Here is a 20,892-nt window from a genome sequence, read left to right as displayed (position 1 = left end):
TCCCCCCAGTGACGCAAGTGACAGGGGGGATATCCTCACATGCCCGATCAGCACTCGATGACGTTCACCGCGAGGCCGCCGCGGGCGGTCTCCTTGTACTTGATCTTCATGTCGGCGCCGGTCTCCTTCATGGTCTTGATGACCTTGTCCAGGGACACCTTGTGGCTGCCGTCGCCGCGCATCGCCATCCGGGCCGCCGTGACGGCCTTGACCGCCGCCATGCCGTTGCGCTCGATGCACGGGATCTGCACCAGACCGCCGACCGGGTCGCAGGTCAGGCCCAGGTTGTGCTCCATGCCGATCTCGGCCGCGTTCTCCACCTGCTCCGGGCTGCCGCCCAGCACCTCGGCCAGCGCGCCGGCCGCCATCGAGCAGGCCGAGCCGACCTCGCCCTGGCAGCCGACCTCGGCGCCGGAGATCGAGGCGTTCTCCTTGAACAGCATGCCGATCGCGCCCGCGGCGAGCAGGAAGCGGACCACGCCCTCCTCGTCCGCGCCGGGCACGAAGTTCACGTAGTAGTGCAGGACCGCCGGGATGATGCCGGCCGCGCCGTTGGTCGGGGCGGTCACGACCCGGCCGCCCGCGGCGTTCTCCTCGTTCACGGCCATCGCGTAGAGGGTGATCCACTCCATCGCCAGCGCCTGCGGGTCGCCCTCGGTGCGCAGCTTGCGCGCCGTCGTGGCCGCGCGGCGGCGGACCTTCAGGCCGCCCGGCAGGATGCCCTCGCGGGACATGCCGCGCGAGACGCAGGCCTGCATGACCCGCCAGATCTCCAGCAGGCCCGCGCGGATCTCCTCCTCCGTCCGCCAGGCCTTCTCGTTCTCCAGCATCAGCGACGAGATCGACAGTCCCGTCTCGCGGGCGAGGCGCAGCATCTCGTCACCCGAGCGGAAGGGGTACTTCAGCACGGTGTCGTCGAGCTTGATCCGGTCCTCGCCGACCGCGTCCTCGTCCACCACGAAGCCGCCGCCGACCGAGTAGTACGTCTTCTCCAGCAGCGGCGCCCCGGCCTCGTCGTAGGCGAAGAGGGTCATGCCGTTGGCGTGGTACGGCAGCGCGCGGCGGCGGTGCAGGATCAGCTGGGTCGGCTCGTCGAAGGCGATCTCGTGCGCGTCCTCTATCTCCGTGCCCAGCAGCCGCAGCCGGCCGGTCCGGCGGATCCGCTCGACCTCGTCGTCGGCCGTCTCCACGTCGACGCTGCGCGGCGAGTGCCCCTCCAGGCCCAGAAGCACCGCCTTGGGGGTGCCGTGGCCGTGGCCGGTGGCGCCCAGGGAGCCGAAGAGCTCGGCGCGCACGGAGGCGGTCTGGGCGAGGACGCCGTCCTTCTTCAGCCGGTTCACGAACATCCGGGCGGCGCGCATCGGGCCGACCGTGTGGGAGGAGGACGGACCGATGCCGATGGAGAAGAGGTCGAAGACGGAGATGGCCACGGTTGCGGACTCCTATGTCTGCTCGTGGGTGGGAGGAGGGGCAGGTGGGGGGGAAGTGCGGATTTTGTCCGACAGACGAGCTTATCGCGGTCGGATGAACGGATCGTCCGCCGGAGGGCGACTTACGGAGGTCGGGTGGGGGTCGGGCGGATGCCGGCGGCGGTCCGCCGGGGCTCCGGCGGCCGGGTCGCGGGGCCGGCCGGGGCCCGTCGGGGGCCGTGGGGTGCGCGGCGGCCGTCAGGTGCGCGGTGGCCGCCGGTGTGCGGTGGCCGCCGGGTGTGCGGTGGCCGTCAGGTCTGCGGCGGCCGTCAGGCGGCTGCCGCGGCCGGGCCCCGATCACGGGAAAGGGCCCGGCCCTGGGGAACCAAGGCCGGGCCCTTGCGTCGGGCGGTCCTCAGCGGGACAGCGTCGGGTACAGCGGGTGCTTCGCGGCCAGCGCCGAGACGCGCGCCGCGAGGGCCTCACCGTCGTAGGAGGGCTTCAGCGCCTCCGCGATGATGTCGGCGACCTCGGTGAAGTCCTCCGCCTGGAACCCGCGGGTGGCCAGGGCCGGCGTACCGATCCGCAGACCCGAGGTGACCATCGGCGGCCGCGGGTCGTTCGGGATGGCGTTGCGGTTGACCGTGATGCCGATCTCGTGCAGCCGGTCCTCGGCCTGCTGGCCGTCCAGCTCGGAGTTGCGCAGGTCGACCAGGACCAGGTGCACGTCGGTGCCGCCCGAGAGGACGTCCACGCCCACGGCCTTGACGTCGTCCTGCACCAGGCGCTCGGCGATGATCTTCGCGCCGGCCAGGGTGCGCTCCTGGCGCTCCTTGAACTCGGGCGAGGCCGCGACCTTGAAGGAGACCGCCTTGGCCGCGATCACGTGCTCCAGCGGACCGCCCTGCTGACCGGGGAAGACCGCGGAGTTGATCTTCTTGGCGAGCTCCTGCGTCGACAGGATGACACCGCCGCGCGGACCGCCGAGGGTCTTGTGCGTGGTGGTGGTCACGACGTGGGCGTGCGGCACCGGGTTCGGGTGCAGACCCGCGGCGACCAGGCCCGCGAAGTGGGCCATGTCCACCATCAGGTACGCGCCGACCTCGTCCGCGATCCGGCGGAACGCGGCGAAGTCCAGCTGGCGCGGGTACGCCGACCAGCCGGCGACGATCAGCTGCGGCTTGGACTCCTTGGCCAGGCGCTCGACCTCGGCCATGTCGACCTGGCCGTCCTCGCCGACGTGGTACGGGACCACGTTGTAGAGCTTGCCGGAGAAGTTGATCTTCATGCCGTGGGTCAGGTGACCGCCGTGGGCCAGGTTCAGGCCCATGATCGTGTCGCCCGGCTTCAGCAGCGCGAACATCGCGGCGGCGTTGGCCTGCGCGCCCGAGTGGGGCTGCACGTTGGCGGCCTCGGCGCCGAAGAGGGCCTTGATCCGGTCGATCGCGATGTGCTCGACGACGTCGACGTGCTCGCAGCCGCCGTAGTAACGGCGGCCCGGGTAGCCCTCGGCGTACTTGTTGGTCAGGACCGAGCCCTGGGCCTCCATGACGGCGACCGGAGCGAAGTTCTCCGACGCGATCATCTCCAGGGTCGACTGCTGGCGCACGAGCTCGGCGTCGACGGCGGCGGCGACGTCCGGGTCCAGCTCGTGGAGAGGGGTGTTCAGTACAGACATCTGGTGTCCCTCGGGTATCGGGCGGGTCAGCCGGCGGAGAATGCGGTGTACTCGTCGGCGGAGAGCAGGTCGTCCGGCTCGGCCGTGATCTTGACCTTGAACAGCCAGCCGCCCTCGAAGGGGGCGGTGTTCACCAGGGCCGGGTCGTCCACGACGTCCTGGTTGGCCTCGACGACCTCGCCCGTGACGGGGGCGTACAGGTCGCTGACGGACTTGGTGGACTCCAGCTCGCCACAGGTCTCGCCGGCGGTCACGGTGTCGCCCACGGCGGGGAGCTGGGCGTAGACGACGTCACCGAGCGCGTTGGCGGCGAACTCGGTGATGCCGACCGTCGCGATCCCGTCGGCGTCGACGGCCGTGACCCACTCGTGTTCCTTGGTGAAGCGCAGCTGCTGGGGGTTGCTCATGACCTGATTCTCCTGGATGCGGGGAAGTGCTGATGAACGGTGGTCTTGCGGAGTGAGACGGGTCCCGGTGGGGAAATCGTCACTTCTGGCGCTTGTAGAAGGGCAGAGCGACGACCTCGTACGGCTCATGCGTACCGCGAATGTCCACGCCGACGCCGGAGGTGCCCGGCGCGGCGAACGCGGCGTCCACGTACGCCATGGCGATCGGCTTGCCCAGCGTGGGGGAGGGGGCGCCCGAGGTGACCTCGCCGATCACTTCGCCGCCGGCGACGACCGGGAACCCGGCGCGCGGCACGCGGCGGCCCTCGGCGATCAGGCCGACCAGCTTGCGCGGCGCCTTGGTCGCGGCCCGCTCGGCGGCGGCCTCCAGCGCGGCGCGGCCGACGAAGTCGCCCTCCTTCTCGAACTTCACCACCCGGCCGAGACCCGCGTCGAACGGGGTCAGCGCGGTGGTCAGCTCGTGCCCGTACAGCGGCATGCCCGCCTCCAGGCGCAGGGTGTCGCGGCAGGACAGCCCGCACGGGACCAGGCCCACGCCCTCGCCCGCCTTGGTCAGCGCCTCCCACAGCTGCACGGCGTGCTCGGGGCGGACGAACAGCTCGAAGCCGTCCTCGCCGGTGTAGCCGGTGCGCGCGATCAGCGCGGGCACGCCGGCGACGGTGCCCGGCAGGCCGGCGTAGTACTTCAGCCCGTCGAGGTCGGCGTCGGTCAGCCCGGCCAGGATGCCGGGGGACTCCGGGCCCTGGACGGCGATCAGCGCGTAGGCGTCGCGGTCGTCACGGACCTCGGCGTCGAAGCCGGCGGCGCGCTCGGTGAGCGCGTCGAGGACGACCTGGGCGTTGGAGGCGTTGGCGACGACCATGTACTCGGTCTCGCCCAGGCGGTAGACGATCAGGTCGTCCAGGATGCCGCCGTCCTCCTGGCAGATGTGGGTGTAGCGGGCGCGCCCCACCCCGACGGTGGAGATGTTGCCGACGAGGGCGTAGTCGAGGACCTTGACGGCCTCCGGGCCGTGGACGGTGATCTCGCCCATGTGCGAGAGGTCGAACAGGCCGGCCTTGGTGCGGACGGCGTTGTGCTCGTCGCGCTCGCTGCCGTACCGCAGCGGCATGTCCCAGCCCGCGAAGTCGGTCATCGTCGCACCGAGCGAGCGGTGCAGCGCATCGAGGGCGGTCAGGCGGAGGGCATTGCTCATGGGTACGGCTCCCAGGTCCCAGGGCATCGACATGACATGACGAGGACGATCCTCCCCATCTGTCATCGGAACCTGAGAGGTTCGCCGAGGGTGTGTCTCATGTCTCGGCTTGCACCTTGGGTGGAGCCGCCACGACGCGACCCGCTTTTCAGATCTGCCTCATCCACGCGGTACGGGGCCTGAGAGATTCAAGGGAGGTTCTTGCTCCTTCGGCGCCCGGGAACCTGGTGGGGTTCCGGGACTCTCCCGCGCGGATTCAAGCGGCCGGTATGCAGTTGGTGTCCAGTTGGCGCACATCATGCCACGCGACCGGTGGGAATGGGGGGCCGGGCCCGAAAGTGACGACGGACCGGAACCGGGTCCGTCGGATTACCGTCTCTTTACACTCAGGGGGGAAGGGGTCCCTGGTGACCCGATCCGGGGGAGGCGAGCACGGTGTGGAGATTCGGAACCGCTGAGGTGCGGCCGGCGGCGGCCGGTGTCCCGGCCCAGCCGGGGCCGCGGATGCCGCTGCGCGCGGCGGTGCCGGGTGCCGGCGTGCGGGGGGCGGCGCCGGTGGTGCGGGACCTGCGGGGCCGGGCCGCGGGCCCGCTGTCGCTGTCCTTCGCCGAGGGCGACCTCGTGGTGGTCTCGGGCCTGCCGGGCGGTGGCAAGTCGACGCTGATCGAGCGGACCGCCCCGGCCGGGGCGGGCATCGACTCGCAGGTCGTGCGGGAGCGCTGGGAGCGGCGCATGCCGGGGTGGCTGCCGTACGCGGTGTACCGCCCGGCCGTGCGGGTCGCGCACTACTGGGGGCTGTGGCGGGCCGTGGCCTCGGGGGCCTCGCTGGTCGTCCACGACTGCGGCACGCAGGCGTGGGTGCGGGCGGCCCTCGCCCGCGCCGCCCGGCGGCGCGGACGGGCCCTGCACCTGCTGCTGCTCGACGCCTCGCCGCGGGAGGCCCTGGCCGGGCAGGCCGCCCGGGGCCGCGGCGTCTCGGCGTACGCCTTCGCCCGCCACCGCGCCACGGCGTCCCGCCTGATCCGCTCGGCCGAATCGGGCCACCTCCCCCCGGGCTGCACCACCGCAACCCTCCTGGACCGCCCGGCAGCCAACCGCCTGAAGACCATCACCTTCCACACGTGACCCCCACTGCCCCCGCCGGCGGCCCCGCACGGTGGGGAGGCCGGGGGTCCGGGGGTGAGGGCCCCGTTCGGGGGCGCGGGGAACGGCGCGAGCACCCCGCACGGCGGGAGGGCCGGGGTCCGGGGTGAGGGCCCCGTTCGGGGGCGCGGGGAACGGCGCGAGCAACCAGGCACACCGGGGAAGCCGGGGTCCGGGGTGAGGGCCCCGTTCGGGGGCGCGGGGAACGGCGCGAGCACCCCGCACGGCGGGAGGGCCGGGGTCCGGGGTGAGGGCCCCGTTCGGGGGCGCGGGGAACGGCGCGAGCACCCCGCACGGCGGGGAGGCCGGGGTCCGGGGCGAGGGCCCCGTTCAGGGGCGCGGGGAACGGCGCGAGCAACCACGCACACCGGGGAAGCCGGGGTCCGGGGTGAGGGCCCCGTTCGGGGGCGCGGGGAACGGCGCGAGCACCCCGCACGGCGGGACGGCCGGGGTCCGGGGGCGAGGCCCCCTCACGGCCGCGCTGGGCACCCGCCCCGCCCAGGGGGCCGAGGGCCCGCCAGGGCCCGCCTCGGCTCCTGCCGCCCCCCAGCGGAAGGCTACGCTCAGCCCGGCGACACTCAGGAAAGGGCGACACAGATGCACGGCACCCCCACCGCCTGGCCGGCGAACGAGCTCGAGGAGACCCTCGCCGCGGCCCTCGGCCAACCCTCGGCCGGCTCCCGCCTCCTTGAGGTCCTCGGCCGCAGCAGCCTCTGGATCCCGCTCCCCGCCGGCGGCTCCCCGGACGCCCCGGGGGGCCTGACCCTGCCCACCATGGACATCGGCGGAGCCGCCTACGTCCCCGTCTACAGCTCCGAGGCCCAGTTCCTCGCCTGCGCCGGCCCGGCAATGCCCCACGCCGTGGCCCCGGCGGTCGAGTTCGCCCGCGGCCTGCCCCCGCAGCTCGGCATCGCCGTGAACCCCGAGGGCGCCGTCGGCGTCCCGCTCCCCCCGGCCGCCGTCGCCGAGCTCTGCCGCACCGGCCGTACCCCCCTCGACGGCCCCGCCACCGGCGGCCGCGTCCGCCTCTTCGAGCCCGACTGGCAGGACGACCCGGTCGACTTCCTCACCGCCGCGGCCGAGGAGTTCCGCGCCACCGGCGTGGTCGCCGCCGCCCACCGCTGCCTGGCCAGCGTCGAGGGCGGCACGCCCGAGCTCTACATCGGTGTCCGCCTGCTGGGACTGGAGCCCGACATGCGGAACGCCCCCCTCGAAGCCCTCGGCCGGGCCCTCGCCCGCGTCCAGCCGCCGTGGCCCGTGCAGTTGGTGTTCCTCGACGCCACCGAGGACCCCGTGGCCGACTGGCTCGCGACGCGCGTGCGCCCGTTCCACCTCCCGTAGGGCCGCCTCCGGCAGGTCCGCATAAGCTGTTTCCATTCCCGGCCGCGTCCCCGGCCGGACACGCGTGGACGACGGCGGAAGAGGGGTTCCGGGTGAGTGCGTCAGGCACGGCCGCGGCAGGGCAGGTCGAGCACATGCTGCGCCAGGTTTCGCCCGGGCGCTACGACAGCTACGAGTCGCTGCTCCACGCCCTCGCCGAGGGCCGGCTGTGGATGCTGCTGTGGCACGGCCGACCCGGCTCCGCCGACGCCCAGTACGGCGGCATGGAGGTCGACGGCCTCGGCTACGCGCCCTGCGTGACCTCCCCCCAGGAGCTCGCCGCGAGCGGCTGGAACCGCGCGTACGAGGTCGTCACGGGCCGCGACATCGCCCGCGCCCTCTACCCCGACCGCTGGGGCCTGTGGCTCAACCCGCACGCCCCCGGCGGCGGCCTCGGCATCCCCTGGGCCGACCTGCGCCGGGTCGCCACCGGCCTGGACCGCATGCCGGCCGGCCCGCTGCGGCTGTCCGAGCCCACCTTGGAGCTGCCGCAGTTCTACGGCCTGCTCACCCAGCACGCCCACCGCACCCCGGCCGTGCGCGCGCTGCGCCGCTGCTGGGTCCAGCCCGCCGTGGGCTCGCCGTACCTCGCCGTCGGGCTCGACCTCTACGACACCTCGCCGCAGGCCCTTGAGTCGGTGCGCGAGATGATGCGCCAGTCGGTGTCCGCCGTGCCCGAGGGCGTCCCGGTCTGCACGGTGGCCCTCGCCGACGAGCACGACCCCGTCGCGATGTGGCTGCGTACCCAGACGCGGTCCTTCTACGACCGTGAGGGACCGGCTCCCGCGTACTGAGCGGGCCCGCCCGCCCCTTGGGACGCCGACCCCGAAGGCCGCCCGGAACACCGTTCCGCGCGGCCTTTCGCCTTGTCCGGATTAATCCCCCTCCGATGCCCAAAAAGCTTGACCGCAGGGATAGTTGGGCATGATGTCCGGTTCCGTACCGAACGGACGGTCTTGCTCCGCTCAGCCGTGATCAACGTTCGGATAACGGGAACTGGACCCTCACATCACGGTTGCGCATCCATTCATCTGCGGGTCTGGCGGCTGGTCGAGCGCCCGATGAAGACTCCCCCACCAAGAGCAGCTCAGTCCCGCTCTTCCCCGGTTCGTCAACCGCTTTTCGCACCGCTGCACCGCCCTGCTCGACGCACCGCTGCACCGCCACGCACAGCACCGCCACGCCAGCACCGCCACGCACCGCCCTGCTTCCACGCACGCACCACTGCACCGCAGCACCGCTGTGAACGCACAGCACCGCTGTATCGCACAGCACCGCACCGCACCGCTCTACGCACCGCACGAACGCCGCTACCGCGGCGGCATGGGCCGACCACCCGTCGGCCGAGAGGGGTCCCCACCACGATGACGGCACCACTGCACGACACGAGCGCGGAAACACCCGCGCCCGTCGTCACGGCCGACGTCCCTGCGAAGGCCATCCAAGGCCGCTCACCGGGCCGTATCGCCTGGATGCGGCTCAAGCGCGACAAGGTCGCACTGACCGGCGGCATCGTCGTGATCCTGCTGATCCTGGTGGCGGTCTTCGCCCCGCAGATCGTGAGCCTGCTGGGCCACCCGCCCAACGAGTTCCACGAGGACCTGATCGACCCGGACCTGGGCACGCCGCTCGGCTCCCTCGGCGGCATCAGCTCCGACTTCCTGCTGGGCGTCGAACCCACCAACGGGCGCGACGTGTTCAGCCGGATCGTCTACGGCGCCCGCATCTCGCTGACCGTGGCCTTCCTCGCCGCCTTCGTCTCCGTGGTCATCGGCAGCCTCCTCGGCGCCCTGGCCGGCTTCCTCGGCGGCTGGGTGGACGGCCTGATCAGCCGGGTGATGGACCTGCTGCTGGCCTTCCCGCAGCTGCTGTTCACCATCGCCCTGGTCTCGGTCGTGCCCGACTCCCTCTGGGGCTTCGAGGGCACCGGCGTCCGGATGGGCGTCCTGGTCCTGGTCATCGGGTTCTTCGGCTGGCCGTACATCGGCCGGGTCGTGCGCGGACAGACCATCTCCCTGCGCGAGCGCGAGTACGTCGAGGCCGCCCGCAGCCTCGGCGCCGGCCGCGGCTACATCCTGATCAAGGAGCTGCTGCCCAACCTGGTCGCCCCGATCCTCGTCTACGCGACGATGATCATCCCGACCAACATCCTCACGGAGGCGGCCCTCAGCTTCCTCGGTGCCGGCGTCAAGCCGCCCACCGCGTCCTGGGGAAAGATGCTCTCCGACGCCGTCCCCATCTACCAGGACGACCCCATGTACATGGTGGTCCCCGGTCTCACGATCTTCATCACCGTCCTGGCGTTCAACCTCTTCGGGGACGGGCTGCGTGACGCACTCGACCCCAAGGGCAGCTGAACCGCTCACCGTTTCACCCACTCATGGAGGTTGGACAAACGTGATCCGCAGAAAGCAGGCACTCGCGATCACCGCCGTGGTCGCCGCCCTGTCGCTGACCGCCGCGTGCGGTGGCAAGGACGGCGACGGCAAGGGGGACGCAGGCTCCAGCGCGGCCGCCTTCGACCTGGCCACCAAGCAGGTCGTCAACCCGTCGGACAAGAAGGGCGGCGAGCTCAAGCTCTGGTCGCCCCAGGACGTCGACTACCTCGACCCGGCGCGCGCCTACTACGGCTTCGTGTGGAACATCCAGCGCCTGTACGTGCGCCAGCTGCTCGCCTACGACAGCAAGCCCGGCAAGGACGGCACCAAGCTGGTCCCGGACCTCGCCGAGGCCCTGCCGGTGCTGAGCAACGACGGCAAGACGTACACCGTCAAGCTCAAGGACGGCGTCAAGTTCGAGGACGGCACGCCGATCACCTCGAAGGACATCAAGTACGGCATCGAGCGCGTCTTCGCCCAGGACGTCCTGTCCGGCGGCCCGACGTACCTGATCGACCTGCTCGACCAGGGCCAGAAGTACCCGGGCCCCTACAAGGACACCGACCCCAACAAGATGGGTCTGAAGTCGGTCGAGACGCCGGACGACAAGACGATCGTCTTCAACCTGGCGAGCGCCAACTCCGACTTCTCCTACCTGCTGGCCATGCCGTCCTCCTCGCCCGTCCCGATGGGCAAGGACACCGGTGCCACGTACACCAACAAGCCGATATCCACCGGCCCGTACAAGGTGGAGAGCTTCACCGCCAGCAAGGGCGCGACGTTCGTCCGCAACGAGCACTGGGACCCGAAGACGGACACCATCCGCAAGGGCCTGCCGGACAAGATCACCTTCACGGTGACCACCAACCCGGACGACATGGACGCCCGTCTGCTCTCCGGTGACATCGACCTCGCCGTCGACGGCACCGGCATGCAGCAGGCCGGAAAGAACAAGGTCCTCAAGGACCCGAACCTCAAGAAGAACGCGGACAACCCGTTCACCGGCTACATCCGCTACTTCGCCTTCCCGCAGACGGTCGCGCCGTTCGACAACATCGAGTGCCGCAAGGCCGTGATCTACGCGGCCGACCCGAAGTCGCTGCAGAACGCCCGCGGTGGCCCGACCTCCGGTGACCTCGGCGCCAACATGCTGCCGCCCGGCATCCCCGGCTCCGACAAGTCCTACGACCCGTTCAACCTGACCAAGGGCGAGCCGCAGATCGAGAAGGCCAAGGAGGCCCTGAAGGCCTGCGGCAAGCCGGACGGCTTCGAGACCACCATCGCGGTCCGCAACAACCGCGCCCCCGAGGTGAAGTCGGCGGAGTCGCTCCAGGCGGCCCTCGCCAAGGTCGGCATCACGGCGAAGATCGACCAGTTCGACGGCAAGCTCTCCTCCTCCACGATCGGTTCGCCCGAGAACGTGAAGAAGAAGGGCTACGGCATCATCGTCATGGGCTGGGGCGCCGACTACAACTCCGGCTCGGGCTTCCTGCAGCCGCTGGTCGACGGCTCGTTCATCCTGCCGAACGGCAACAACAACTACACCGAGGTCAACGACCCGGAGATCAACGACCTCTTCGACAAGGCCGCTGCCGCCGCGACGCCCGAGGCCGCCGCTCCGTTCTACACGGAGATCAACAAGAAGGTCATGGAGAAGGCGCTCTACCTGCCGATCAACTTCGACAAGGCCTTCGTCTACCACAACCCGCGTCTGACGAACGTCTACTTCAACGACTCCATGGGCAAGATCGACCTCGCCACGGTGGGTGTCGTCAAGTAACAGCAGGCAAGTGCCTTCACCGCACATGCGCTAGTCCGAAGGGCAGGTGAAGGCCGCAGGCGGCGGCTGCCGTCCCCACAAGGGGCGGCGGCCGCCGGCCCCGAGCGGCCGACTGCAGTGCTCGTCTACCTCATCCGGCGACTGTTCAACGTCGTCGCCACGCTGCTGGTGGTCTCCGTGGTCACCTTCGGCATCTTCTTCGCGGTGCCCAAGATCACCGGCTCCGACCCGGCACTGATGTACGCCGGCCGCGAGACCAACGAGACCGCCCTGGCGGGCATCCGCGTGAAGATGGGCTTCGACAAGCCCATCTCCGAGCAGTACCTGCTCTTCGTCAAGGGCATCGTCGCCGGCCGCGACTACAACACCGGCGTCGACTCCACCCACTGCCCCGCCCCGTGCTTCGGGTACTCCTTCAAGACCGAGACCCCGGTCTGGGACCTGATGCTCGACCGCATCCCGGTCACCCTCTCGCTCGCCGTCGGCGCCGCCGTCATCTGGGTGATCGCGGGCGTGGCCACCGGTGTGGTCTCCGCGCTGAAGCGACGCACGGCCATCGACCGCACCGTGATGGTCGGCGCCCTCGCGGGCGTCTCGCTCCCCATCTTCTTCACCGGCATGGTCGCCCCGGCCGTCCTCGTCTACGGACTGGGCTGGCTGGACGTGTCCAACTACCGGCCCCTGACCGAGGATCCAGGCGCCTGGCTCAACAGCATGATCCTGCCCTGGGTCACCCTGGCCTTCCTCTTCGCCGCCACCTACGCCCGCATCACCCGCGCCACGATGCTGGAGGTCCTCGGCGAGGACTACATCCGCACCGCCCGGGCCAAGGGCCTGACCGAACGGGTGGTCATCCGCAAGCACGCCCTGCGCTCCACCCTCACCCCGCTCGTCACCATGTTCGGCCTGGACTTCGGCGGCCTGCTCGGCGGTGCGGTGCTGACCGAGACGACGTTCAGCTTCCAGGGCCTGGGCACCGCGGCCGTGGCCGCGATCAGCGCGGGCGACCTGCCCGTGATCATGGGCATCACCCTGCTGGCCGCGCTCTTCGTGGTGATGGCCAACCTGATCGTGGACATGCTGTACGCCGTCATCGACCCGCGCGTGAGGCTGACGTGACCGACACCCCCTCCTTCGTCCCCGAACCGGCGGCCGCGCCGGGCACCGAGGCCTTCCTGTCCGTACGCGACCTCAAGGTGCACTTCCCGACCGACGACGGCCTGGTGAAGTCCGTCGACGGGCTCTCCTTCGACCTGGAGCGCGGCAGGACGCTCGGCATCGTCGGCGAGTCCGGCTCGGGCAAGTCCGTCACGTCGCTGGCCATCATGGGCCTGCACCGCACCGGCAACGCCCGCAGCCGCCCGCAGATCTCCGGCCAGGTGCTGCTCGACGGCGAGGACCTGGTGCGCGCCGACGCCGACGACGTCCGCAAACTGCGGGGCCGCAAGATGGCGATGGTCTTCCAGGACCCGCTGTCGGCCATGCACCCCTATTACACGGTCGGCCACCAGATCGTCGAGGCGTACCGCAACCACCACCCGGACGCCGACAAGAAGAAGGCCCGCACCCGGGCGATCGAGATGCTCGACCGGGTCGGCATCCCCGAGCCGGCCAAGCGGGTCGACGCCTACCCGCACGAGTTCTCCGGCGGTATGCGCCAGCGCGCCATGATCGCCATGGCGCTGGTGAACAACCCCGAGCTGCTCATCGCGGACGAGCCCACCACCGCCCTGGACGTCACCGTCCAGGCGCAGATCCTGGACCTGATCCGGGACCTGCAGAAGGAGTTCGGCTCGGCGGTCATCATGATCACGCACGACCTCGGCGTCGTCGCCGAGATGGCCGACGACATCCTGGTGATGTACGGCGGCCGGTGCGTCGAGCGCGGCTCGGCCGAGAAGGTCTTCTACGAGCCCCGCCACCCCTACACCTGGGGCCTGCTCGGCTCGATGCCCCGCATCGACCGGGACCAGACCGACCGGCTCATCCCGGTCAAGGGCTCGCCGCCCAGCCTGATCAACATCCCCAGCGGCTGCGCCTTCCACCCGCGCTGCCCGTACGCCGACGTCCCCAAGGGCGGCATCACCCGCACCCAGCGGCCCGAGCTGGCGCTCGTCGACGCGGCGGAGGGGGCCGATCGGCACTGGTCCGCCTGCCACATGTCGCAGGAGGAGCGGACCCGGATCTGGACCGAAGAGATTGCGCCGAAGCTGTGACCGACATGAACAAGACGGCCGCGGCCGTACCCGCACAGGCGGCGGACTCCCCGGAGCCGCTGCTCAAGGTCACCGGTCTGACCAAGCACTTCCCCATCAACAAGGGGCTGCTGCGCCGCCAGGTCGGGGCCGTCAAGGCCGTCGACGGCATCGACTTCGACGTCCGCCGGGGTGAGACGCTCGGCGTCGTGGGCGAGTCGGGCTGCGGCAAGTCCACCATGGGCCGGCTGATCACCCGGCTGCTGGAGCCCACGGGCGGCCGGATCGAGTTCGAGGGCAAGGACATCACGCACCTCGGGGTCGCCGGGATGCGGCCGCTGCGCCGCGACGTCCAGATGATCTTCCAGGACCCGTACGGCTCGCTGAACCCCCGGCACACGGTCGGCACGATCGTGGGCGCCCCGTTCAAACTCCAGGGCGTGACCCCGGAGGGCGGCATCAAGGCCGAGGTCCAGCGTCTGCTGTCCCTGGTGGGCCTGAACCCCGAGCACTACAACCGCTACCCGCACGAGTTCTCCGGCGGCCAGCGCCAGCGCATCGGCATCGCCCGGGCGCTCGCGCTCAAGCCGAAGCTGGTGGTGGCGGACGAGCCGGTCTCGGCCCTGGACGTCTCGATCCAGGCCCAGGTGGTCAACCTCCTGGACGACCTCCAGGAAGAGCTCGGCCTCACCTATGTGATCATCGCGCACGACCTGTCGGTCATCCGGCACGTCTCGGACCGCATCGCGGTGATGTACCTGGGCAAGATCGTCGAGCTCACGGACCGCAAGTCGCTCTACGACACCCCGATGCACCCGTACACCAACGCCCTCCTGTCGGCGGTCCCCATCCCGGACCCCCGGCGCCGGGGCGCCAAGACCGGCCGCATCCTGCTCAAGGGCGACGTCCCGTCGCCCATCTCGCCGCCGTCCGGCTGCCGCTTCCACACCCGCTGCTGGAAGGCGACCGAGCTCTGCGCGACGAAGGAGCCGCCGCTGCTGTCCCTGAAGCCGGGCCACCAGGTGGCCTGCCACCACCCGGAGAACGCCGCGGACCAGGCCCCGGGCGACAAGGCCCTGCCCGGCGCCGCCGACGCCGCCACCACGGCCGCGCCGTAGGGACCCGCACGCGCAACCCCCGCCGGCCGTGGGCCGGCGGGGGCCGCTGCCTTTCCGGCGCGCGCGGACCGCGTCCGAGGGGGGCGAGCCCGGCGGCGGGGCGGGGGGCGGACCGGGACACAATGGCCCGGTGCTCCACGATCTCTTCCCGCCCGGCATCCAGCACGCCCTGGACCTCGCGGGCATCTTCGTCTTCGCCACCTCCGGCGCCCTCCTGGCCGTCCGCAAGAACTTCGACGTCTTCGGCATCGCCGTCCTCGCCCTGGTCACGGCCCTCGGCGGCGGCCTCTTCCGCGACCTCGTCATCGGCGCGGTCCCGCCGGCCGCCTTCGGCGAGCTCAGCTTCTTCGTCACCCCCCTCCTCGCCGCCGCGATCGTCTTCTTCCTCCACCCGGAGGTCGCCCGCATCAACCGCCTCATCAACGTCCTCGACGCCGCCGGTCTCGCCCTCTTCTGCGTGAGCGGTACGACCAAGGCCTACGAGTACGGCCTCGGCCTGACCGCCTCGGCCGCCCTCGGCGTGGCCACCGCGGTCGGCGGCGGTGTGCTGCGCGACGTCCTGGTCAACGAGGTCCCCTCCCTCCTGCGCGACCGCGAGATGTACGCCGTCCCCGCCCTCGTCGGCGCCGCCCTGGTGGCCGTGTTCCTCGGCATGGGCGTGCTCACCCCGCTGACCAGCGGCATCGCGGTCGTCACCACGTTCGTGCTGCGGCTGCTGGCCATGCGCTACCACTGGCGGGCCCCGCTCGCCTGGAACCGCCGCTCCTCGGTGGCCGAGGAGCCGTAGCCGAGGAGCGGTGGCCGAGGAGTCGTCGCCGAAGAGCCGTGGTCGAAGAGCCGTGGCCCAAGAGCCGCACCAGAAAAGCTACCGCTTAGTAGCCAGGCGGTGTACTTTCGAGCCATGTCACACGCAGCGGCCCAGGCCACCATCGGCGACAGCGAATTCGACCGCGACACCACCGTCGTCCCGCGGGCGGGCGAGCCCGGGGTGTACGACGCGGAGCTCTCCGCGGGCTGGACGATCATCGCCGCCGTCAACGGCGGCTACCTGCTGGCCCTGGTCGGCCGGGCCCTGTCGGCGGCCCTGCCGCACCCGGACCCGTTCACCGTCTCGGCGCACTACCTGAGCGCCTCCGTGCCCGGCCCCGCCGTGATCCGTACCGAGGTGGTCCGCACCGGCCGGACCCTCTCCACCGGCCAGGCCTCGCTGCTCCAGTTCGACGAGAACGGCGCCGAGGTCGAGCGCATCCGGGTGCTCGCCTCGTACGGCGACCTGTCCGCCCTGCCCGACGACGTCCGCACCACCGCCGCCCTGCCGGACATCCCCGCGTACGAGGACTGCCTCGCCGCGGACGCCGGCCCCGCCCCGATCCCCGGCAGCTCCGAGATCGTCGACCGGCTGCGTCTGCGCCTGGACCCGGCGACCGCGGGCTGGGCCCTGGGCAAGCCCTCGGGCAAGGGCGAGATGCGGGCCTGGTTCGAACTGGCCGACGGCCGCGACGCCGACCCCTTCTCCCTGCTGCTCGCCGTGGACGCGCTCCCGCCGACCGCCTTCGACCTCGGCCTGATGGGCTGGACCCCGACGGTGGAGCTGACCACCCACATCCGCCGCCGCCCGGCGCCCGGCCCGCTCCGCGTCTCGATCACCACCCGCAACCTGGCCGGCGGCTTCCTGGAGGAGGACGCCGAGGTCTGGGACTCGGCGGACCACCTGGTGGCCCAGTCCCGCCAACTGGCCCGCGCCCCGCGCACGGCCTGAGACCGGCTCCGCCTGACACCTGCCCTCGGACGCCAGGCCGCAGGCGGCGGCACCCCGCCGCCTGCCGCCCGTCGCTCGACCCCTGCCGCGTGCTGCGTGCTGCGTGCTGCGTGCTGCGTGCCGCGTGCCGTGCGTCGTGCGTCGTGCGTCGTGCGGAGTGTGAGGTCCGGAGCGTGAGGTCCGGAGCGTGAGGTCCGGTGGGTGGGTGGCAATCCGCGCGGGTGGGTGGCGGTCCCTGCGGGTGGGTGGACGGGTGGAGGCGGCGGGGGAGACTCGGTCCTGCCCGCCCCATAGAATCGGGCTCACCATGGCCTACCTCGACCACGCCGCCACCACCCCGATGCTCCCGGAGGCCGCTGCGGCGATGACCGCGCAGTTCGCCGCGACGGGGAACGCGTCCTCCCTGCACCGCGCCGGCCGCCGCGCCCGCCGTACCGTCGAGGAGGCCCGCGAAGCCCTCGCCGAGGCGCTCGGGGCCCGGCCCAGCGAGGTGGTCTTCACCGCCGGCGGCACCGAGGCGGACAACCTCGCCGTCAAGGGGCTCTACTGGGCCCGCCGCGCCGCCGACCCCGCCCGGACCCGGGTCCTGGCCAGCCCGGTCGAGCACCACGCCGTCCTGGACGCGGTCCACTGGCTCGCCGAGCACGAGGGCGCCCAGGTCGAGTACCTGCCCGTCGACCACTACGGCCGGGTCCACCCCGACGCCTTCCGCGAGGCCCTCGCCCGCAACCCGGACGACGTCGCGCTGGCCACCGTCATGTGGGCCAACAACGAGATCGGCACGATCCAGCCGATCCACGAACTGGCCGCCGTCGCCGCCGAGTTCTCCGTCCCGTTGCACTCCGACGCGGTCCAGGCCGTCGGCCAGCTCGACGTCCGCTTCGCCGACAGCGGCCTCGCGGCGATGACCGTCAGCGGCCACAAGATCGGCGGCCCGTACGGCATCGGCGCGCTGCTCCTCGGGCGCGACCAGAGCCCCGTCCCCGTGCTGCACGGCGGTGGCCAGGAGCGCCACGTCCGCTCCGGCACCCTCGACGTCCCGGCCGTCGCCGCCTTCTCGGTGGCCGCCGTCCTCGCCGCCGAGCGGCGCGAGAGCTTCGCCCGCGAGATCGGCGCGCTGCGCGACGAGCTGATCGCCGCCGTCCTCGCGGCCGTGCCCGACGCCGTCCTCGGCGGCGACCCGGTCGACCGGCTCCCGGCCAACGCCCACTTCAGCTTCCCCGGTTGCGAGGGCGACTCCCTGCTCCTGCTGCTGGACGCCCAGGGCATCGAGTGCTCCACCGGCTCCGCCTGCACCGCGGGCGTCGCCCAGCCCAGCCACGTCGTCCTGGCCACGGGCACCGACCCGGAGCTGGCCCGCGGCACCCTCCGCTTCTCCCTGGGCCACACCTCCACCAAGGAGGACGTCGCCGCCCTGGCCGCCGCCATCGGCCCGGCCGTCGAACGGGCGCGCACGGCGGGCCTGGTCTGACCGGGCCGCAGGCCAGAGCGGGACCGCAGGTCGGAGCGGGACCGCAGGTCGGAGCGGGACCGCAGGTCCGAGCGGGCCCGCCGTCCGGGCGGGCCCACCCCGAGACGTCACTGCAAGGTGGACAGGTCCACGGACTCCGACGCGGCCGGTGTCGCCGCCGGCACCGGCTCGTCGTAACCGGAGAAGTCGGCACTGCCCCGCTCGCCGCCCTGGGTGCCCTCCACCCGCAGCAGCCGCGGCTCGCCCTCCGTGGCGACGTAGTACGTGCTCCGGTCGGCTCCGGACGTACTTGTGGCCGTGACCGCCGGGACGCCGCCGACCTCGGCCTTGCCGCCCTTGGCCAGCTTCTCGCCGCCGACCGGCTCCGTGGCGTACGAGCGCTGGAACGAGGACAGGTCGCAGATCTCACGGAACTGGCGCAGCATGGCGTTCCCCGCCTTGCCGTGGATCCAGCGTCCGTTGATCAGCGCGATCGCGTCGTCCCCGCTGCCGCCGGGGGCCTGCGACCGCAGGAACGCCGCGTCCGGCTTCAGCCACACGTCCTCGCCCCGCTTGACGATGTCCGCGCGGCCGCCGTCGCCGGGCAGGGCGACGCTGCCGGTGCAGTTGCCGTCCACGTCGAAGCGCAGGTCCAAGGTGGTGGTCCCCCGGCGGTCCTCGACCTTCGCCACCATGTGCACCGACCGGGCGTCGTGCAGCTCCTGGCGTGCCCGGTCGACGATCACCCGGGCGCTCTCGTCCTCGATGCCGTTGCCGTACGGGGCCGCGAAGCCCACGAGCAGGGCACCGCCGGCCACCGCCACCGCCACCGCCGCGAACCGGGCCATCGCACACCTCCCGCGCCACCGCCGCCCTCCCGTACCCGCCGCGCGGGCCACGGGAACACACGATCAGCCTAGGCCGGGGGAGCGGACGGCGCAGTCCCGGCGGACGGCGCGGTTCCGCCCGAGGGCGCGGCCCCGCCCGCGGCCAGCGCCTCCCGCACCATGCGCAGGTACCGCTCCCAGTCCCAGTGGGGCCCCGGATCGGTGTGGTCGGCGCCCGGCACCTCCGAGTGCCCGAGGATGTGCTTGCGGTCGACGGGTATGCCGTAGCGGCGGCAGACGTCGGCGGCCAGCCGCGCCGACGCGGCGTACATCGCGTCGGTGAAGTCCTTCCGGCGCTCCACGTACCCCACGTGCTCGATGCCTATGCTCCGCTCGTTCATCGAACGGTTCGCCGCGTGGAAGGCCACGTCGAGCTCGCGCACCATCTGCTCTATGTGGCCGTCCTGGCGGACGATGTAGTGCGCCGACGCCCGGTGCCACGGGTCGCGGAAGGCGTCCACCGACGACTGGAAACCGCCCTGGGTGACATGGACGACGATCCGGTCCACGCGGTAGTCGTGGGGGCGGTCGGCCAGCCGCCAGTTCGCCGGGGAGGCCGCCGTCCAGCTCGCGCCCGCGTGGTCGAGCTCGCCCTCCTTGCGCGGCACCGAGACGCCCGGCAGCAGCCACCAGGTGCGCGCGATCTCGTCCCGCCCGGCCACGGCCGCCGCCGCGACCAGCCCCAGACCCCCGAACAGCACGGCCCGCCGGGTCCGCCGCGGCCCGGGCCGGGCACCGCCCGCCTTGCTTCCCATCCGTTCCACCCCCTCCCGCCGGACAACGCGCTGGGAGCGTGTCCGGTTCCCCCGTACTCTGGATGGGCTATGACTGAGAACCTGCCGCGGTCCGAGAGCCTGCCGCACCCCCGCCCCCTTCGGGTCCTGGCCGCCATGTCCGGCGGCGTCGACTCCGCCGTCGCCGCCGCGCGCGCCGTCGAGGCCGGGCACGACGTGACCGGGGTCCACCTGGCCCTCTCCGCGAACCCGCAGTCCTTCCGCACCGGCGCCCGCGGCTGCTGCACCATCGAGGACTCCCGGGACGCGCGGCGCGCCGCGGACGTCATCGGCATCCCCTTCTACTGCTGGGACCTGGCCGAGCGGTTCCGCGAGGACGTCGTCGAGGACTTCGTCGCGGAGTACGAGGCCGGGCGCACGCCGAACCCCTGCCTGCGCTGCAACGAGAAGATCAAGTTCGCCGCCCTGCTCGACAAGGCGCTCGCGCTCGGCTTCGACGCCGTGTGCACCGGCCACTACGCCACCATCGTGACGAAGCCCGACGGCACGCGGGAGCTGCACCGCGCCTCCGACATGGCCAAGGACCAGTCGTACGTCCTCGGCGTGCTGGACGAGCGGCAGCTCGCGCACGCGATGTTCCCCCTCGGTGACACGCTCACGACCAAGGAGGAGATCCGCGCGGAGGCCGAGCGGCGCGGGCTGGCCGTGGCCAAGAAGCCCGACAGCCACGACATCTGCTTCATCGCCGACGGCGACACCCAGGGCTTCCTGGCCAAACGGCTCGGCACGGCCGAGGGCGACATCGTGGACGAGGCCGGCAACAAGCTCGGCTCCCACGAGGGCGCGTACGGCTTCACGATCGGCCAGCGCAAGGGCCTGCGGATCGGCCACCCGGCGCCGGACGGCAAGCCGCGCTACGTCCTGGACATCTCCCCGGTGACGAACACGGTCACGGTCGGCCCGGCCACGTCCCTGGACGTCAGCGCCCTGACCGCGATCAAGCCGCGGTGGTGCGGGACGCCGCCGACGGGCCCGGCGACGTACACGGCGCAGCTGCGCGCGCACGGCGGCGAGACCGAGGTCCGGGCGGAGCTGCTGCCGTCCGGCACCCTGGAGGTCACCTTCACGGAGCCGGTCCGCGGGGTGGCCCCGGGCCAGGCGATCGTCCTGTACGACGACACCCGCGTGGTCGGCTCCGCCACCATCGCCACGACGACCCGCACCACGACGATCCCGGCCTGACGGCCCGACGGCCGGGCCGCCGACCGCGCCCCGGCGCTCCACCGCCGGGCCTGCGGCCGGGGCCGGGCCTCTGCCTGACGCGGGGCCTGGGGGCCGCCGGGCTTGCGCCTTGTGCCGGGTCTGCCGCCCCGCCGGGC

The 20,892-nt window shown here is 72.2% G+C and carries 18 protein-coding genes and 1 riboswitch; of the genes, 12 read left to right on the top strand and 6 right to left on the bottom strand.

Annotation, left to right across the window (positions count from 1 at the left end; genetic code table 11):
- Window positions 1-47: 47 nt before the first annotated feature.
- From LG632_RS19095 to gcvT, 4 genes are all read right to left on the bottom strand, one after another.
- Window positions 48-1,430 carry an L-serine ammonia-lyase gene (locus LG632_RS19095; protein WP_226728565.1) on the bottom strand — a complete coding sequence of 461 codons (1,383 nt, stop codon included), beginning with the start codon at window positions 1,428-1,430 and terminating at the stop codon, window positions 48-50.
- A gap of 394 nt (window positions 1,431-1,824) precedes the next feature.
- Complete coding sequence (gene glyA / locus LG632_RS19090) at window positions 1,825-3,087, bottom strand: serine hydroxymethyltransferase (protein WP_226728564.1); 1,263 nt, start codon at window positions 3,085-3,087, stop codon at window positions 1,825-1,827.
- Window positions 3,088-3,113: 26 nt separating this feature from the next.
- Window positions 3,114-3,494, bottom strand: coding sequence for a glycine cleavage system protein GcvH (gene gcvH / locus LG632_RS19085; protein ID WP_226728563.1), 381 nt, complete (start codon window positions 3,492-3,494; stop codon window positions 3,114-3,116).
- A gap of 79 nt (window positions 3,495-3,573) precedes the next feature.
- The gene (gcvT, locus tag LG632_RS19080; RefSeq protein WP_226728562.1) at window positions 3,574-4,689 is read right to left on the bottom strand and encodes a glycine cleavage system aminomethyltransferase GcvT; all 1,116 of its coding nucleotides are present in this window, start codon (window positions 4,687-4,689) and stop codon (window positions 3,574-3,576) included.
- Window positions 4,690-4,847: 158 nt separating this feature from the next.
- Window positions 4,848-4,948: riboswitch (glycine riboswitch) on the bottom strand.
- Window positions 4,949-5,193: 245 nt separating this feature from the next.
- Here gcvT and LG632_RS19075 point away from each other — a divergent pair.
- The 11 genes from LG632_RS19075 (at window position 5,194) to LG632_RS19025 (ending at window position 17,913) form a co-directional block, all read left to right on the top strand.
- Entirely contained in the window at window positions 5,194-5,814 is a 621-nt protein-coding gene (locus tag LG632_RS19075) for an AAA family ATPase (RefSeq protein WP_226728571.1), read from the top strand.
- 615 nt (window positions 5,815-6,429) lie between these two features.
- Entirely contained in the window at window positions 6,430-7,173 is a 744-nt protein-coding gene (locus tag LG632_RS19070) for an enhanced serine sensitivity protein SseB (RefSeq protein WP_226728561.1), read from the top strand.
- Between the two features lie 92 nt (window positions 7,174-7,265).
- Entirely contained in the window at window positions 7,266-8,006 is a 741-nt protein-coding gene (locus LG632_RS19065; protein WP_226728560.1) for an enhanced serine sensitivity protein SseB C-terminal domain-containing protein, read from the top strand.
- Between the two features lie 570 nt (window positions 8,007-8,576).
- On the top strand, window positions 8,577-9,569 hold the full coding sequence (locus tag LG632_RS19060) for an ABC transporter permease (protein ID WP_226728559.1): 993 nt from the start codon (window positions 8,577-8,579) through the stop codon (window positions 9,567-9,569).
- 40 nt (window positions 9,570-9,609) lie between these two features.
- Window positions 9,610-11,370 carry an ABC transporter substrate-binding protein gene (locus tag LG632_RS19055; RefSeq protein ID WP_226728558.1) on the top strand — a complete coding sequence of 587 codons (1,761 nt, stop codon included), beginning with the start codon at window positions 9,610-9,612 and terminating at the stop codon, window positions 11,368-11,370.
- 117 nt (window positions 11,371-11,487) lie between these two features.
- Complete coding sequence (locus LG632_RS19050) at window positions 11,488-12,489, top strand: ABC transporter permease (RefSeq protein ID WP_226728557.1); 1,002 nt, start codon at window positions 11,488-11,490, stop codon at window positions 12,487-12,489.
- Window positions 12,486-13,586, top strand: a complete 1,101-nt coding sequence (locus LG632_RS19045) for an ABC transporter ATP-binding protein (RefSeq protein WP_226728556.1) — start codon at window positions 12,486-12,488, stop codon at window positions 13,584-13,586. Before LG632_RS19050 ends, LG632_RS19045 begins: the two co-directional genes overlap by 4 nt.
- 5 nt (window positions 13,587-13,591) lie before the next feature.
- A complete protein-coding gene (locus tag LG632_RS19040) occupies window positions 13,592-14,683 on the top strand; it encodes an ABC transporter ATP-binding protein (RefSeq protein ID WP_226728555.1) in 1,092 nt (363 codons plus the stop codon).
- A 130-nt stretch (window positions 14,684-14,813) separates the two neighbouring features.
- Window positions 14,814-15,470, top strand: coding sequence for a trimeric intracellular cation channel family protein (locus LG632_RS19035; protein ID WP_226728554.1), 657 nt, complete (start codon window positions 14,814-14,816; stop codon window positions 15,468-15,470).
- A gap of 114 nt (window positions 15,471-15,584) precedes the next feature.
- Entirely contained in the window at window positions 15,585-16,442 is an 858-nt protein-coding gene (locus LG632_RS19030; protein WP_226728553.1) for a thioesterase family protein, read from the top strand.
- A gap of 307 nt (window positions 16,443-16,749) precedes the next feature.
- The gene (locus LG632_RS19025; protein ID WP_226728552.1) at window positions 16,750-17,913 is read left to right on the top strand and encodes a cysteine desulfurase family protein; all 1,164 of its coding nucleotides are present in this window, start codon (window positions 16,750-16,752) and stop codon (window positions 17,911-17,913) included.
- Between the two features lie 107 nt (window positions 17,914-18,020).
- Here LG632_RS19025 and LG632_RS19020 read toward each other — a convergent pair whose 3' ends face one another.
- Window positions 18,021-18,740, bottom strand: coding sequence for a hypothetical protein (locus LG632_RS19020; protein WP_226728551.1), 720 nt, complete (start codon window positions 18,738-18,740; stop codon window positions 18,021-18,023).
- A gap of 68 nt (window positions 18,741-18,808) precedes the next feature.
- A complete protein-coding gene (locus LG632_RS19015; protein WP_226728550.1) occupies window positions 18,809-19,534 on the bottom strand; it encodes an N-acetylmuramoyl-L-alanine amidase in 726 nt (241 codons plus the stop codon).
- A gap of 69 nt (window positions 19,535-19,603) precedes the next feature.
- On the opposite strand from LG632_RS19015, the gene mnmA reads away from it, so the two are divergent.
- Window positions 19,604-20,755: a tRNA 2-thiouridine(34) synthase MnmA gene (gene mnmA, locus LG632_RS19010; protein WP_226728549.1), complete on the top strand. Its 1,152-nt coding sequence runs from the start codon at window positions 19,604-19,606 to the stop codon at window positions 20,753-20,755.
- Window positions 20,756-20,892 lie beyond the last annotated feature (137 nt).

The sequence above is a fragment of the Streptomyces antimicrobicus genome (genome assembly GCF_020532625.1).
GTDB classification, from domain to species: Bacteria; Actinomycetota; Actinomycetes; order Streptomycetales; family Streptomycetaceae; genus Streptomyces; species Streptomyces antimicrobicus.
This window is presented reverse-complemented; position numbering and strand designations above follow the sequence as displayed.

Excerpts from the sequence above, each read along its gene's own strand:
- LG632_RS19040 (WP_226728555.1), top strand. The coding sequence starts at position 13,592 with ATGAACAAGACGGCCGCGGCCGTACCCGCACAGGCGGCGGACTCCCCG.
- LG632_RS19015 (WP_226728550.1), bottom strand. The coding sequence starts at position 19,534 with ATGGGAAGCAAGGCGGGCGGTGCCCGGCCCGGGCCGCGGCGGACCCGG.
- gcvH (WP_226728563.1), bottom strand. The coding sequence starts at position 3,494 with ATGAGCAACCCCCAGCAGCTGCGCTTCACCAAGGAACACGAGTGGGTC.
- glyA (WP_226728564.1), bottom strand. The coding sequence starts at position 3,087 with ATGTCTGTACTGAACACCCCTCTCCACGAGCTGGACCCGGACGTCGCC.
- LG632_RS19030 (WP_226728553.1), top strand. The coding sequence starts at position 15,585 with ATGTCACACGCAGCGGCCCAGGCCACCATCGGCGACAGCGAATTCGAC.
- LG632_RS19070 (WP_226728561.1), top strand. The coding sequence starts at position 6,430 with ATGCACGGCACCCCCACCGCCTGGCCGGCGAACGAGCTCGAGGAGACC.
- LG632_RS19075 (WP_226728571.1), top strand. The coding sequence starts at position 5,194 with ATGCCGCTGCGCGCGGCGGTGCCGGGTGCCGGCGTGCGGGGGGCGGCG.
- LG632_RS19020 (WP_226728551.1), bottom strand. The coding sequence starts at position 18,740 with ATGGCCCGGTTCGCGGCGGTGGCGGTGGCGGTGGCCGGCGGTGCCCTG.
- gcvT (WP_226728562.1), bottom strand. The coding sequence starts at position 4,689 with ATGAGCAATGCCCTCCGCCTGACCGCCCTCGATGCGCTGCACCGCTCG.
- LG632_RS19025 (WP_226728552.1), top strand. The coding sequence starts at position 16,750 with ATGGCCTACCTCGACCACGCCGCCACCACCCCGATGCTCCCGGAGGCC.
- LG632_RS19060 (WP_226728559.1), top strand. The coding sequence starts at position 8,577 with ATGACGGCACCACTGCACGACACGAGCGCGGAAACACCCGCGCCCGTC.
- mnmA (WP_226728549.1), top strand. The coding sequence starts at position 19,604 with ATGACTGAGAACCTGCCGCGGTCCGAGAGCCTGCCGCACCCCCGCCCC.